A 13652-nucleotide genomic window follows, 5' to 3' on the forward strand; every position below is an offset into this window, starting at 1 on the left:
TGCCCTCCTCGCTAATTGTGAATCGCTTTTCCTTCTACTGCCAAAGCCGCTTCCATCAAGGCTTCAGACAGCGTCGGATGCGGATGGATGGTCGTGCCGATTTCCCACGGGGTCGCATCTAATACGCGAGCGAGACCCGCTTCCGAAATCATGTCCGTCACATGCGGACCGATCATGTGCACACCTAGCAGATCGTTTGTTTTGGCATCCACAACAACCTTGACAAAGCCATCGTTTTCTCCGTAAATGATCGCTTTCCCCAACGGCTTGAAGCTGAATTTGCCCACTTTTACCTCAAAGCCTTTTTCCTTCGCTTCTTTTTCAGTCAAGCCGACGTTTGCCACTTCCGGGCGGCTGTAGGTGCATTTCGGTACTTTTGTATAGTCCATGGGATGAGGATTTTGACCAGCCATATGCTCAACTGCCAAAATGCCTTCATGGGATGCTACGTGAGCTAGTTGGAGCCCGCCGATCACGTCGCCAATTGCATAAATATGCGATTCCGCCGTTTGAAAATGCTCGTTGACAACGACAGCGCCACGCTCGACCTTGATCTCTGTCGCTTCCAGTCCCAAATTTTCTACATTTGCCTGGCGCCCCACGGAAACGAGGATTTTTTGTGCTTCAAAGGATTGCACGCCTCCAGCTGTTTCCGCTTGAATCATGACGCGCCCTTCTCCCTTTTCCAGAGATTCAGGCAAAACCTTGGCAGAGGTCACGATGTTTACTTTGCGTTTTTTCAGCAGACGTGCCATTTCCTTGCTGACTTCCTCGTCTTCCAGAGGCAGAATGCGATCGGCATACTCAACCACGGTGACCTCTACTCCGAAATCGTTCAGCATAGATGCCCACTCGATCCCGATCACTCCGCCGCCTACGATAACAACGGATTCTGGCAGCTGCTCCCACTGCAGGGCTTCATCACTTGTTACTACATAAGACCCGTCGATAACCAGTCCTGGCAGCGTACGAGGACGTGAGCCTGTCGCAAGCAGCAAAAAGCGAGGAACGATCATCTCCTGATCCCCATTCTCCTTTTCGATCCGAACAGCACCGGCTTGAGGGGAGAAGATCGATGGTCCCATTACCCGTCCAAAGCCTTCAAAAATAGTGATGCTGCCTTTTTTCATCAAATATTGAATGCCTTTGTGCAGCTGCTCGATGATTCCTTGCTTACGATCCTGAATCTTGGAAAAATCGTAGCCGACTTCACCAGCTAGCACCCCGAATTTATCGCTTTCCTTGAGGGTGGCATACACTTCCGCACTGCGCAAAAGCGCTTTGGAGGGGATACACCCACGGTGCAGGCAGGTTCCGCCGAGCTTTTCCTTTTCGACGATCGCTACTTTCATCCCGAGCTGGGAGGCGCGAATCGCTGCCACGTACCCTCCCGTTCCACCGCCCAAAACGACCAGATCAAACTCCTGAGACATAATCTGAACTCTCCTTTCGTAGGGAAAAACCGCTATCGAAAAAGCCGCCTCTGGCTCCTTCCATTACCAGTGGGGTCACCCACGTTTTCGGCGTTTATGAATATTCAAAGAACAAAGCATATGTACCCCCTGACCGCATGATGCGCAACGGTCAGGGGAAAAGGGGATCATCGTGTTACTTAGCGATGATAAACAGTCTTGCCGTTTTGCAGAAAAGTATTACGCGATTTTGCTACACTGGCGATTCGTTCTTCGGCCATACGGTCAGCAGCCTGATAAGAAGCCATGCCATCGCGCTCAGCGATTTCGAATACTTTCAGGATGTTGTCGTAGATGGTCTCTACTTTTTTCAGGGCACGCTCGCGGTTGTAGCCTTGCAGCTCATCCGCCACGTTGATTACGCCGCCTGCATTGATCACGTAGTCTGGCGCGTAGAAGAGGCCCATTTCGTGGATCTGATCGCCATGACGTTCTTCCTTCAGCTGGTTGTTAGCCGCGCCTGCAATTACTTTCGCTTTCAAGAGAGGAATCGTATCGTCATTGATGATCGCTCCCAGTGCGCAAGGAGAGAAGATGTCGCATTCTACACCAAAGATTTCGTTTACGCCCACTGCTTTGGCTCCAAAATCATTGACGGCACGATTTACGTTTTCTTCGTTGATATCCGTTACGATCAGATGCGCGCCTTCTTCGTGCAGGTGACGGCAAAGGTTGTACGCTACGTTTCCTACCCCTTGAACCGCTACTACGCGTCCGGACAGATCGTCTGTTCCATAAGCCAGCTTAGCCGCTGCCTTCATACCGCGATATACACCGTATGCTGTCACCGGAGATGGATTGCCGCTGGAACCAAACGCCGGAGATACCCCAGTGACGTAATCGGTTTCCAAATGGATCATGTCCATGTCGGCAACCGTAGTTCCTACATCCTCGGCTGTAATGTAACGTCCGTTCAAGCCTTGAATGTAACGGCCAAACGCACGGAAAAGTTCTTCACTTTTGTGCTGGCGCGGATCGCCGATGATAACTGCCTTACCGCCGCCGATGTTCAAACCTGCTGCAGCGTTTTTGTATGTCATACCGCGTCCGAGGCGCAATACGTCAATGATTGCCTCTTCTTCCGTTTTGTACGGCCACATCCGCGTACCGCCGAGTGCTGGACCCAATGTCGTATCATGAATGCAAATAATGGCTTTCAAACCGGAATTTTCGTCCTGACAGAATACCAATTGCTCGTAGTCGTACTTTTGCATGTAGTCAAAGATGTTCAATGAAGAAACCTCCCTAGTATCGATCGTTGTCATCATAGTAGCTCTTGGCTGAAATACATGGGATCCGTTTGGATTACTTCCCGTCGAGATGTTAATGCAAAAGTCGTGCCAAGTCGTTCTGTGTTTTGAAAGCGCTTTATTTACCTGTGTAGGCGTAGGCTTCCGGCTTGTCTAGTGTGCAGTTTCTTGCACGATCATGCAAAATTTTGCATGCAGTTTCTTGCACGGACGTCTCACTTACTTTGATCGATCATTCCCATACTCTCTAGCTTCTCCAACTTGTAGTAAAGACTGCGAATGGAAATGTCCAAACGCTTAGCTGTCAACGTCCTGTTTCCGCCGGCCGCTTTCAGTTCACGCAAAATATGCTCGCGCTCCGCTTCTTCCATCGCTTCCTTCAGCGTTTTCCCAGTTGCCTGCAAGCTTGGTCTTGGTTCCTCGCTACGTGAGGCAGCCCTACGCTCTAAAGGGGGCAAATGCTCTGGCAGGATCATGCGCTCGTTGATTCGCATATGGATCATCGCTCGTCCCAGCACATTTTCCAGCTCGCGCACGTTTCCTGGCCAATGATAGGTAAGCAGCAGCTGCAGGGCACGCTCGTCGATTTCTTCTACATTACGACCGTACTCCAGGTTGTACTTGCGCAAAAGGTGCATGGCTAACGGCTTGATGTCTTCCAATCGCTGCCGCAGTGGCGGTATCTGAATGGGAACGACGTGGAGTCGGTAGTACAGGTCCTCACGAAACTTTCCGGCCGAAATCGCGGACTCCAGATTGACGTGGGTAGCGGTAATGACCCGCACATCGATCGGGACCGGCTTCGTCCCCCCGACTCGTACGACTTCCCGTTCCTGCAAGACGCGCAAAAGCATGACTTGCATGTTCATGGACAGCTCGCCGATTTCATCCAGAAAAATAGTCCCGCCGCTCGCTTCTTCAAAAAGTCCACGCTTTCCGCCTCTGCGCGCACCTGTAAAGGCACCTTCTTCGTAGCCAAACAGCTCGCTTTCCAAGAGACTCTCGGAAATAGCAGCGCAGTTGACACGAATGAACTGTTTATACTTGCGTTCACTTCCGTTATGAATGGCATGGGCAAAAAGCTCTTTCCCCGTACCCGACTCTCCTCGAAGCAAGACCGTGGCAGGTGTAAGAGCAGCTTTCTGTGCTTGCTCGATGGCCAGTCGCATGGTCTCGCTGTACCCGATAATGTCTGCAAAGCTATATTTTGCTTCCAGCGTACGAATAATGCGGCGTGCTTTTTCCAGTTCTTCCGTCAGACGCTTGAACTCAGACACGTCGTGAACGACACCGACACTGCCTTTCAGCTCTCCATCTACCATCACGGGAGCCACATTCACCATGACATCCTTGCGCTTTGGACCAATCTTCATCGGTACGCCGCGTACTGCCTTTTTCGTTTTCAGGACCTGCATATGCATGCTTTCCCCTTCGGAAATATCGACAGTGGCCGGCTTTCCGATGATGTCATCCTGTGTCAAACCCGTAAGTCTAGTGTAAGCCGGGTTGATCAGGAGACCGTTCCCGTTTTTATCCACGACGGAGATGGCCTCATCTGATGAGTCGATGATTGCCTGAAGCATGCTTTGCAGCTCTTTCAAATCTGTTACTTCCTCCGCGAGAGCCATGATCTCCGTAATGTCCCGAAAGATCGCTACGGCTCCGACTACTTCTCCCCGTTCATTGCGGACTGGCACGCGATTGGTAATGATTCGCGTCTGATTGGGCAAAATCTGTTCCTGATTCAATTCGGGTGAGCCCGTCTCTAATACGATATGTAACCGGGTGTTCGGTATACGCTCTGTCACCCCGGTGCCCAGCACTTTGCTGGCTTCAATCCCCATCAATCTCTCAGCTGCCTTGTTGAACAAGGTAATGACTCCTTGCCGATTTACACCAATAATCGCATCGTGCGTGGAGTCGAGCATCGTTTCCCGCTCACGCTCATTCTGCATCATGGCGTTAATCAGCTTATCTCTTTCCCGGATGAGCTTCATCACGATTCGGGTAAACGTGCCGGGGATCAGTACGGTCTTTTCCTGCTTGAGATGACGCAAGTGCTTGTATTCGCCCAGATCGCCTGTCGCTTCCAGGATCACGTCCAGATCAGCATCCAAATACGGACGGTAGTCAATATCAGTCGGAATGCCAAAAGAACGCGCCAGCGCGAGACCCGGGGCGTCTGGTCGATGGTCGACAACAGCTACGATTTCAATGCGATCCATTTGATTCAGCATGCGCAAAAGTGCGCTTCCACCCCGTCCGGCACCAACGATGAGCAGCTTGTGCATGTGTGCCCCCTCACTTTTCGCAATCGTACTCGTTACCATTGTACTCCAATGGTTCGGTGAAGGACAGGCGTAGTTGTCTAGCGTGCGCTCGTTCACTGCACGCCGCTTATGGACAAGCAAGACCTCATTCGATATGATGAGTGGGAAGAGAAGGAAAGGTGTGAAACACCCTTGGTCGTACAGAAGATGATCGCACTTCTGATCATGGTGATTCCTGCTGCCATAGCGATGTACGGAATCAAGCTGATTCGGGATGCGTTCTTTTACTCCATCTCCCCCGAGGTAAGCTTCTTGTGGGGAAAGCTGATTGCAGGAATTTTATGCTTTGTCATCCCCGTTTTGTTTATCGCAGGCTTTATCCTGCACCACGAGCGCAAGAAAAATCGTGTGCAGCCGCGCTTCATGATACCGGAGCCAGACGAAGACGAGTAGACCAGGCTATGAACAGCCTGGTTCTTCTGTTTTTTAAGGCTCTGCTGATCTCCCCCACCGATCAATCCGTGTGAGCCATCTGCTGCTCTCGATGAGCTTCGATATCGAAAAGAACTCCGCCACTATATGTACGCCGACAAACAGCAGGAAAATCATAAGCTGAACGATCAGTGGAGTCCCGGCTGCAAACGCAAACCCGACAACAAAGCCAAGCGTATTGGAACCGGTGTCGCCGAGCATGACGCGTGCCCCTGCATCGTGACGGAAAAGCATGCAAGTCGCAGCCAGCATGGGCAACTGCCAGATGCCATGCTTGAAAAAGCTTGGCAGGTCACTCGTCCAGTAGCAGATCGTGATCGCCACCGCCTCCAGCAGCCAAAAGACTTTGATCGCCCTGGCCGGCCGCAAATCAAACAGATTGAGGACATTGGCAGCGCTGGCTAGCAAGCAAGCGGTTAAAAGACCCGACCACAAGTTTTCGGGTCCAAGGGCCAAGGCCAAAACAATGGCGGTACTCCCCGCGCCCCATACTTTCCACAAACCGCTCGTCATTCGTCTCTCGCGCCAGAGCGTACCGAAGTGGCCCCGAAATCCTTTTGCCTGCTTGTCCACGGAGCAGTCATCCTGCCAGCCCCAGAAAGCAATGGCCAGCATTCCTGCCCCCATGAACGCCCCTTCTTTCCAGACCCACGACTCCTTCGAGCCGATCCCGATTACCACCAGCATCCCGAACAGGGCAGCAGCCGTGGAGATGACGAGCATGACACCCCCAGCGGTCACCACTTCCACTCCCTGATAGTTCACCCGGTGCATGCCCCGCTTACGAAATGTTTTTCGTACGGTCACGAGAAGCCTTCGGTGGATTCCTACAGGGAGAAGCAACCCGATTGCCGCTGCTATCAGCCATTCCGTGCCCATGCATGTCCCTCCCACCATTTTCGACAAAGGGTCCGGCTGATCGCGATAAACTCTTTTCCACGGTGACAAAAGCCCGCCATGTCATTGCCGGTCTCCCGATGGGAAAACCGTACGGGTACTTCCATCACCCGATAGCCCGCCCGCAGAGCATCCACTGTCAAACCAACCTCTACGCCAAATCCTTTGTCCAGTTTTCCTAGCTGATCCAAAACTTCTTTGCGCACGGCTCTTTGTCCTGATAGTGGGGCTAGCGTCTCGAAACCAGTAAGCATGCGGATGCCGTGATGAGCCAATCCTTTCGCCAGGCCCATTCCCCCCTTTGTTTTTGGTGGCGGGAGAACAGCTACAGCCATGTCACAAGCATCTTCTTGAACCGGTAAAAGCAAGTGCGCGGCTTCTGCGGCACTTTCGCGCAGGTCCCCATCCAGAAATAGGACAACCTCTCCTTTTGCATGCTGCCAGCCCGTCTGCAAGGCGGCGCCCTTTCCACGATTTCCGGGAAGCTGGATGACCAGATCAGCCCATTTTTTTGCCAGCTCTCCGGTCCCGTCCTTGCTGCCATCATCAACGACGATCAGCTCATTGCAAAAAAAGCGCTCGCGAATGGCACGAAGCGTGGCTCCGATCGCGTCTGCTTCGTTGTATGCGGGAATGACGACACTAACTTTTTTCACGTTCCACCCTCATCTCCGTCAGCAATTTTCGGACTTTCTCCAGCAATGCCCACTGCTTGGCAGGAGAATCAGGTACTTGCTCGAGCTGCAGCCAATGCCGGGGTCCTGGCAAGCTTTCCAGCCACGAGGGTTCCTCATGGGCAAACACCAGGAGCAGGCCATCAGAGAGAGCGCGACCTTCCGCATATGGCAAAACATCCACACCAACTGTTCGCAGCAGCCGTTTGATCGGCTCCAGCTTCAGCTCAGGCTCGTGCCAAACGAAAACCTTGCTCCCGGAAAGATCAGACGAATAGCGCATCGCCATCAAATGAATGACTTCCTCATTGCTTCTCTCGACCTCACTGAGCAGTTGGTTCATTTGCTGTTTCAGTTCATTGTTGCTTTTGAGCGCCCGATCGTATTTGGCCTCCATTTTCGCCAGTACTTCTTGTTCCCCCACAGCGAACCAAGCATGACCAGCCGTTCCTCCTAAAAGGATTCCTACCCCCAGCGCAAAAAAGACGGCCGTGAGAGATAGCAAATGATATCGAAAGTGTATCAATGAATTGCCTCCTAAAAAGCCCAAGTACGCCATTGCGTCCACAGCATTTGCGCAACGTGCCTAGCAACTGGATTGATCATGAGCGCGGCGGTAATGGGTGTCAGCATGGCAGCGATACACCATCCCCACAGCTTCCACGACCAGCGTGGCTGATAGAGCTGATTGACACCCTTGGCATCGATCAGCTTCGTTCCAATTTTCGTGCGTACGAGCAAGGTGCTTGCCATCCCCTTGCGCCCTTTTTCGAGAAAATCGATCATGTTGTTATGCGTACCGATCGTTACGATCAGCTCTGCGTTATTTTCATAAGCCAATAGCATGGCGACGTCTTCACTCGTGCCAGGTGCAGGCAGCAAGTGATAATCCAGTCCAAGGTCGCTGACCCTCCACCTACCCGGTGCCCTTCCGTCTGAGAAGGCATGAACCACGATCTCGGCGCCGCACATCAGCGCTTTGTCAGAGATGCTGTCCATATCTCCTACAATCAGATCAGGGATGTATCCGGCCTGGATTAATGCGTCTGCGCCGCCGTCCACTCCAATTAGAATCGGACGGTATTCTCGGATGTACGCGTGAAGTGTTTGCAGGTCTTCACGGTAGTGCTTGCCGCGAACTACCACCACTACATGCCGATTCTCCATTCGGGTACGTAAATCCAGCTGGCACAAAGGTTTGAGGAACAGGTCCTTTTCCCGACTGGCATATTGGAGTGTATTGTCAATAAATAAGGAAAGCGTTTCATCCAGTGTGACGTTTGCCTCCGTCCACTTCGCTTGGATATGCTCGGCGGTGACCATTTGGAGCGGAATGATCGTCTCCACGCCTTGTGTCGTTATGAAGCGCAGCTGGCTGTTCGTCAGGGAAGCCTGGCAGCCATTCAGTTGATCAATCATTGCGGGGTTATAGTAATTGGCGGGGATTTCATAGAGCCGTACACCTGCTGCCAGAAGCCGCCTTGCCCCCTCTGCCGGGTATTGCCCTGTCATATAAGGAGACAAATTGATAACAGACTGTACTCCGGTGTCCAATAAAGAACGGGCCGCCATCTCATCTACGTCTGCATGATCAATGAGCGCAATATGTTCGGAGCCCAGTCGTTTGCACAGCTGCTTTGTCTTGCGATCTGCCAGGACGACTGCCGCGCTCGAAAAGGTACCAGGCTTTTTTCGCTTGATCACCTGCTCCACCTCCGAACCTAGTATGCTAAAAATTCCCTCTGCTCATGCGTGAACGCCTGATATTTATGCACACGAAAAAGAGGCTGCGCAAAGGTGCACAGCCTCTCCTCAATCATGTTTGAAGTTATTACGCGCCTTTAGTTGCGTAATAAATAATCAGACCGTCGGCAAAAAGGAAGACGAGCAAAGAAACAACCCCGAAGCCGATCGCAAACTTGTTTCTCGCCTTGAGAGAGCTAACACAGCCCCAAGCGATGAAAATCGTAAAGACAAACATGAGGAAATCAAACAAAACCACTTTCATAAGTACGACAACTCCTTTACCAAGATGACGCGAACCGGAATACAATGGCAATTTCATTATAAAGCTTCATCAATAATGAGACAAGCATATCCAAATTTGTGACAAACGATTTCACAATTAGAGAATGATTTCTTGTCTATTATGCCTTATTTCTTTATGCCTATCCATATCGTCCAGTGGTCTTGCTCCTCTATGCTGGTCTCATGCGCTACTTTTTCTCCGATGTAGGTGACCAGTTTTTGCAGCTCTTCATCAGCGAGCTCATGCAGGATCGAGCGCCCTGTCCTTGCTAAGAGATCCTGTTCCAGCTCCTCCCACCGCTCATACCTTCTTCTGACCTCCCATAGCGAGGTGGCCGCAATCTGCGCAAAACCGTTTTTTTGCAGCGCTTCCCGTACTGCCTGATCTTCCGGTCGCCGTTTGGCCTCTTTTGCCAGCAGCTGCGGAAACTGCTCCAGGAAATAGCCACGAAAATGAGTAGGAGATGCTGGCATGAGAACATCCGCCATGGTCCTGTCCTGGATGATACACAGTCCTCCCGGCGCGAGCAACCGATACGCTTCCTCCATAAAGGGATCGAGCTCAGGGAGATGGTGAATCAACGCCCGGGCAAAGACGATATCCATACTTCCGCTATCCAGCCCTGTCGCGTGAGCTGCCCTGCGAATCAATTTGATGTGGGGGTCCTGATGACAATTCTCCCACGCTGCTTTCAGCATCACCTCGGAGAAGTCGGCACCAATCACTACAGCAGCTCCCAGCTCCACCCACGCTTTGCTGTAGATCCCTCCTCCGCAGCCGATATCGATTACTCGCTTGCCCTTTGGTTGAACAATCGCTTTCATCGCCTGTCTCCAGGATTCATCGGCGGTGCGACCTATGTATGAGCTTTGATTTTCTTCCGCATGAAAATCCATCCCCATCTCATTTCCCCTCCATAAACTCCAATCGGTTTCCGAACGGATCTTCCGTAAAGAATCGGATCACCCCTGGAATTTCGTCATCGACTCGTATCGGAATGCCGCTTTCTTGCAAATGCGCCAGCAAACGCTCGATATTCCCGACCAAAAATGCAGGATGGGCTTTTTTTGCCGGCTGAAAGACTGCTTCTACTCCAATGTGAATCATCTGAGGTCCACACTGAAACCATACCCCGCCGCGAACTTTCAGCTTCTCGGGTTTGGGCACCTCTGTCATTCCCAACACGTCCCCAAAGAAACGGCGAGCTTCCTCTTCACAGCCAACCGGTGCCGCTAATTGAACGTGATCAATACCCATCCATGCAAACTCGTTTCCCATCTCTACAAAGCTCCTCTCTCTTTGCGGCAGAGCACCATCCACTCCTCGATCTGATGCGTTCGTACGCGGCCGTCCTCCACCAGCATTTCCAAATAGGCTTTTTGTTTATCGCTCGCCTGAAGCAGGGCATTCTCTACAGCTTCTTCCTGTTCTTTGGATTCCGCAGTCCTGGTTACCCACTGCTTGAAATCTTTTCTCTTGACCCGATGCCTTTGCATTTTTCCGACCAGTCCATACTGGGTGAACAAATCGATCCACTCTTTCACAGCCAAGCACCGTACATGACTCGGGTCACGCAGTTTTTCGATATGATTGAAAAACGCTGCGAGGTCAGGATCATCCGAAACGATGTTGTCAATCAAAAGGAAGCTTCCCCCTGGACGCAATACCCGGCTTACCTCGCGGACAAAAGCTTCCGGGTCCGGGAAGTGATGCGCTGCAATCCGGCAAGTGACTGCATCAAAGGACTCATCCAAAAACGGGAGGGCCTCCGCATCCGCCTGCACGTATTGAATGGGGCCAGCACCTACTTCGATATTGGCCCGTCTCGCCGCCTCCAGCATCATCCTCGTCAAATCAGTTGCCACAACAAGCTCGGTATGGGCAGACAGCTTTCTCGCCACATGACCGCCACCCGTTGCAATATCGAGAACGATCCAGTCCGTTTTCGGCTGCAGCCAGTCTATCAGCAGGTCTAGATCGTCACCTTTTGCATGGCTTTCGCTTTGAACATATTTTTCGGCGTTTCTTCCAAATTGAGCTTGAACAGCCTTTTTCACATCATCCTTATTGATCATGAAGAACACCTCCTGCCACTATCTTATTCCAAAAAACTCCTACTTTGTTATAGAATATTGATAACTAGATATCGACAAATCCGTTAAGGAGTGGAGGACGAGATGGACAAGGAGAGTTTAGAAATATTTTTGACCATCGCCCGGCATGGGTCGATCAATCGCGCAGCACAAGCTCTATTCCTCGCCCAATCGACGGTCACCCATCGACTCAAGCAGTTGGAACGCCAGATTTCTACTGCGCTATTCGTACGGACTGCTTCCGGCGTATCCCTGACAGCAGAAGGGCGTCGTTTGCTGCCCATCGCCGCCAATATTGTGGAGCAAATGAGAGCCTTTACGGAGCAAAAAAAGCAGCGCCAATCCATGACGATCGTCGCAGGCAAAGCTTTTGTTGCCTACGAGCTCCCCCGTCTCATCGGGCAGTATCGAAAGGCAAATCCCCAATTTACCTGTTACGTGCGCTCCACTTTATACGAGGAATCGCTCAGTGCCTTGCTGACCGGAACAGCCGATATCGCGTTTCTCGGGAGCGAGATGTATCACCCACATATTTACCAGGAGTTCTTGCCAAGTGACCGAATTTTGCTCGTCACTTCGCCGACCCACCCTTGGGCAAAAGGATTTCCGGGCTTTCCTGAATGGGGAACCGAAGAAATGATCCTCTTTGGCAATCATACAGCTCCCTATCGTCAAAGAATCGACCGGTTTCTTGCTCAGCACGGCGTGTTCCCGAATGCGATCATGGAGCTGGACAGCTTCAGTGCCGTCAAAAAAATGGTGGAGCAGTCTCTAGGCATCACGATGCTGCCAGAGAGAACGATCCAAGAAGAGCTCTGCTCAGGATCGCTGGTCGCGCATGATATCGCGGAGGGTGAGCTCGTACGCCCTACCCTCATCGCCTATTTGCACCCAAAAAAAGAGGACGAAGCTTTTCAGCAATTCGTCCGGTGGATGAAAGACCATTATTAATGTAGTGTGATGACGGTCACTTCCGGTCTGCAAAATAAGCGAATGGGCAAAATCGTCGTTCCGAGCCCTCTTGATGTATAGACCTGCAGCGAATAGTCTTTTACCTTGTACAGCCCTTGTACGTATTTTTGGGAAAGCTTAGGGGTCAATATGGCTCCAATCAACGGGAGTCTGACTTGTCCCCCGTGGCTGTGCCCCGATAGCTGCAATCCGACCGGATAAGCTGCCGTCTCATCCGCAAAATCCGGCTCATGCGCCAGCAGGATCACGGCCTCGTCTGTGGGGATATCCCCAAGCGCTCTCGCCAAATCAGGTACCCCAAACAGAACATCGTCCACGCCTGCCATATGCAGAAAGCTGCCTTGCCTATCCACGCGTACGTGCCGGTTGTCCAAGACCTCAAAGCCTGCATTGCTTAGCGTATCGCGAATGACCTGCTGCTGCCTGGCACGGTAGTCATGATTGCCGAGCACCGCATACTTACCCAACGGGGCATCCAGCTGTCCGAGAATCGGCAGTACAACGGAAAGATACCGTGTGCTCTCGTCCACCAGATCACCTGTAAAGCAGATCATGTCAGGTTTTTTGCTCATGATGAGGTCCACGACATGCTGGACATCTTTTGGCTCACTAAAGTGCCCCAAGTGCAGGTCACTGAAATGCACGAGCTTCATCCCGCGAAACGCATCTGGCAGCTTCGGCAGCGTGATCGTTACCTCTGTTGTTTCAATCCAATGCCGCTCCCAGCCATAGCTGTACACACCCGCCGCCACACCTAGACCGACCAGTCGGCCTGCCCAGTGCATGAGTTTTTGCAGAAAGGTTTTGCGTGTGATCGTAGAAAGCTTTGGATTACTCATCCCTTAAATCTTGTCATACCCGTTCACGACGACATCAAGTCTTCCTGTTACCGGATCGATCAGGAGACCGTGTACTGCAACGCTCTCTGGCAACAGTGGATGATTCTTGATCGTTTCCACGCTGCTCTTCACGCTCTCGTTCACATTCTCAAATCCACGCAGCCATTGCTTGAGGTTGATTCCCGCGTGCTGCAATGTCGAGAAGGTCTGAGCCGATACGCCTTTATCCATCATTTTTTCCATAGTGCGGCTACTGTCAATCACGCTCATCCCGCAGTCGTAGTGGCCGACAACCATGACTTCCGCAGCATTCAGCTCATAGATCGCAACCAAAATACTGCGCATGATACTTCCAAAAGGGTGAGAGACAATCGCCCCCGCACTTTTTACGTGCTTGATGTCTCCGTTTCGCATGTTCATCGCTTTCGGAAGCAGCTCTTCCAGACGCGTGTCCATGCAAGACAAGACAACCAAACGCTTGTCCGGAAATTTGGTGGTTTGATATTTTTCATATTCTTTGTTTTCTACAAATTGACGGTTGAATTCGAGGATCTCATCTAGGTTACGCATTACTTGTACACCCGCCTCATTCAGTATAGTTTCTCTTCTATTTTACATGGTTATCCAGATGGTTCAACTGTTTGCTGCACATTTGGGGGTGTTC

Annotated in this window: 15 protein-coding genes; 2 read left to right on the forward strand and 13 right to left on the reverse strand. The window is 51.6% G+C overall.

What is annotated here, in order from left to right; genetic code table 11:
* Positions 1-11: 11 nt before the first annotated feature.
* The 3 genes from lpdA to EDM59_RS08320 all read right to left on the reverse strand — a co-directional run bounded on the left by lpdA (position 12) and on the right by EDM59_RS08320 (position 5013).
* A complete protein-coding gene (gene lpdA, locus EDM59_RS08310) occupies positions 12-1433 on the reverse strand; it encodes a dihydrolipoyl dehydrogenase (RefSeq protein ID WP_122923135.1) in 1422 nt (473 codons plus the stop codon).
* Between the two features lie 179 nt (positions 1434-1612).
* The gene (locus tag EDM59_RS08315) at positions 1613-2704 is read right to left on the reverse strand and encodes a Glu/Leu/Phe/Val dehydrogenase dimerization domain-containing protein (protein WP_092268159.1); all 1092 of its coding nucleotides are present in this window, start codon (positions 2702-2704) and stop codon (positions 1613-1615) included.
* 233 nt (positions 2705-2937) lie between these two features.
* Positions 2938-5013 (reverse strand): sigma 54-interacting transcriptional regulator, encoded by a 2076-nt coding sequence (locus EDM59_RS08320; protein ID WP_122923136.1) that lies wholly within the window; start codon positions 5011-5013, stop codon positions 2938-2940.
* Between the two features lie 171 nt (positions 5014-5184).
* On the opposite strand from EDM59_RS08320, the gene EDM59_RS08325 reads away from it, so the two are divergent.
* A complete protein-coding gene (locus tag EDM59_RS08325; protein ID WP_092268157.1) occupies positions 5185-5445 on the forward strand; it encodes a DUF2627 domain-containing protein in 261 nt (86 codons plus the stop codon).
* A gap of 33 nt (positions 5446-5478) precedes the next feature.
* On the opposite strand, the gene EDM59_RS08330 is transcribed toward EDM59_RS08325, so the two are convergent.
* The 8 genes from EDM59_RS08330 to EDM59_RS08365 all read right to left on the reverse strand — a co-directional run bounded on the left by EDM59_RS08330 (position 5479) and on the right by EDM59_RS08365 (position 11156).
* The gene (locus tag EDM59_RS08330; protein ID WP_122923137.1) at positions 5479-6363 is read right to left on the reverse strand and encodes a UDP-N-acetylmuramyl pentapeptide phosphotransferase; all 885 of its coding nucleotides are present in this window, start codon (positions 6361-6363) and stop codon (positions 5479-5481) included.
* Positions 6345-7037, reverse strand: coding sequence for a glycosyltransferase family 2 protein (locus EDM59_RS08335; protein WP_122923138.1), 693 nt, complete (start codon positions 7035-7037; stop codon positions 6345-6347). The genes EDM59_RS08330 and EDM59_RS08335 overlap by 19 nt, the downstream gene beginning before the upstream one ends.
* A complete protein-coding gene (locus EDM59_RS08340; protein ID WP_122923139.1) occupies positions 7024-7581 on the reverse strand; it encodes a copper transporter in 558 nt (185 codons plus the stop codon). The genes EDM59_RS08335 and EDM59_RS08340 overlap by 14 nt, the downstream gene beginning before the upstream one ends.
* Before the next feature lie 11 nt (positions 7582-7592).
* On the reverse strand, positions 7593-8759 hold the full coding sequence (gene steA, locus EDM59_RS08345) for a putative cytokinetic ring protein SteA (protein WP_122923140.1): 1167 nt from the start codon (positions 8757-8759) through the stop codon (positions 7593-7595).
* A 127-nt stretch (positions 8760-8886) separates the two neighbouring features.
* Positions 8887-9063: a DUF2759 family protein gene (locus EDM59_RS08350; protein ID WP_122923141.1), complete on the reverse strand. Its 177-nt coding sequence runs from the start codon at positions 9061-9063 to the stop codon at positions 8887-8889.
* Between the two features lie 146 nt (positions 9064-9209).
* The gene (locus EDM59_RS08355; RefSeq protein ID WP_122923142.1) at positions 9210-9986 is read right to left on the reverse strand and encodes a class I SAM-dependent methyltransferase; all 777 of its coding nucleotides are present in this window, start codon (positions 9984-9986) and stop codon (positions 9210-9212) included.
* A gap of 1 nt (position 9987) precedes the next feature.
* Positions 9988-10362, reverse strand: coding sequence for a VOC family protein (locus EDM59_RS08360; protein ID WP_122923143.1), 375 nt, complete (start codon positions 10360-10362; stop codon positions 9988-9990).
* Between the two features lie 2 nt (positions 10363-10364).
* Complete coding sequence (locus EDM59_RS08365; RefSeq protein WP_183192868.1) at positions 10365-11156, reverse strand: class I SAM-dependent methyltransferase; 792 nt, start codon at positions 11154-11156, stop codon at positions 10365-10367.
* Between the two features lie 105 nt (positions 11157-11261).
* Here EDM59_RS08365 and EDM59_RS08370 point away from each other — a divergent pair, with 105 nt between their 5' ends.
* Positions 11262-12128, forward strand: a complete 867-nt coding sequence (locus EDM59_RS08370) for a LysR family transcriptional regulator (RefSeq protein ID WP_122923145.1) — start codon at positions 11262-11264, stop codon at positions 12126-12128.
* Here the strand turns inward: EDM59_RS08370 and EDM59_RS08375 are convergent.
* Together EDM59_RS08375 and EDM59_RS08380 are read right to left on the reverse strand one after the other, a co-directional pair.
* On the reverse strand, positions 12125-12988 hold the full coding sequence (locus EDM59_RS08375; protein ID WP_122923146.1) for a metallophosphoesterase: 864 nt from the start codon (positions 12986-12988) through the stop codon (positions 12125-12127). The two genes, EDM59_RS08370 and EDM59_RS08375, sit on opposite strands and share 4 nt — an antisense overlap.
* A gap of 3 nt (positions 12989-12991) precedes the next feature.
* On the reverse strand, positions 12992-13558 hold the full coding sequence (locus EDM59_RS08380) for a beta-class carbonic anhydrase (protein WP_122923147.1): 567 nt from the start codon (positions 13556-13558) through the stop codon (positions 12992-12994).
* Positions 13559-13652 lie beyond the last annotated feature (94 nt).

Source organism: Brevibacillus nitrificans, from assembly GCF_003710965.1.
GTDB classification, from domain to species: domain Bacteria; phylum Bacillota; class Bacilli; order Brevibacillales; family Brevibacillaceae; genus Brevibacillus; species Brevibacillus centrosporus.

Bases quoted from the DNA above. Each gene is read 5' to 3' on its own strand.
- lpdA (WP_122923135.1), bottom strand. From the start codon at position 1,433: ATGTCTCAGGAGTTTGATCTGGTCGTTTTGGGCGGTGGAACGGGAGGG.
- EDM59_RS08320 (WP_122923136.1), bottom strand. From the start codon at position 5,013: ATGCACAAGCTGCTCATCGTTGGTGCCGGACGGGGTGGAAGCGCACTT.
- EDM59_RS08330 (WP_122923137.1), bottom strand. From the start codon at position 6,363: ATGGGCACGGAATGGCTGATAGCAGCGGCAATCGGGTTGCTTCTCCCT.
- EDM59_RS08350 (WP_122923141.1), bottom strand. From the start codon at position 9,063: ATGAAAGTGGTTTTGTTTGATTTCCTCATGTTTGTCTTTACGATTTTC.
- EDM59_RS08355 (WP_122923142.1), bottom strand. From the start codon at position 9,986: ATGGGGATGGATTTTCATGCGGAAGAAAATCAAAGCTCATACATAGGT.
- EDM59_RS08360 (WP_122923143.1), bottom strand. From the start codon at position 10,362: ATGGGAAACGAGTTTGCATGGATGGGTATTGATCACGTTCAATTAGCG.
- EDM59_RS08370 (WP_122923145.1), top strand. From the start codon at position 11,262: ATGGACAAGGAGAGTTTAGAAATATTTTTGACCATCGCCCGGCATGGG.
- EDM59_RS08375 (WP_122923146.1), bottom strand. From the start codon at position 12,988: ATGAGTAATCCAAAGCTTTCTACGATCACACGCAAAACCTTTCTGCAA.
- EDM59_RS08380 (WP_122923147.1), bottom strand. From the start codon at position 13,558: ATGCGTAACCTAGATGAGATCCTCGAATTCAACCGTCAATTTGTAGAA.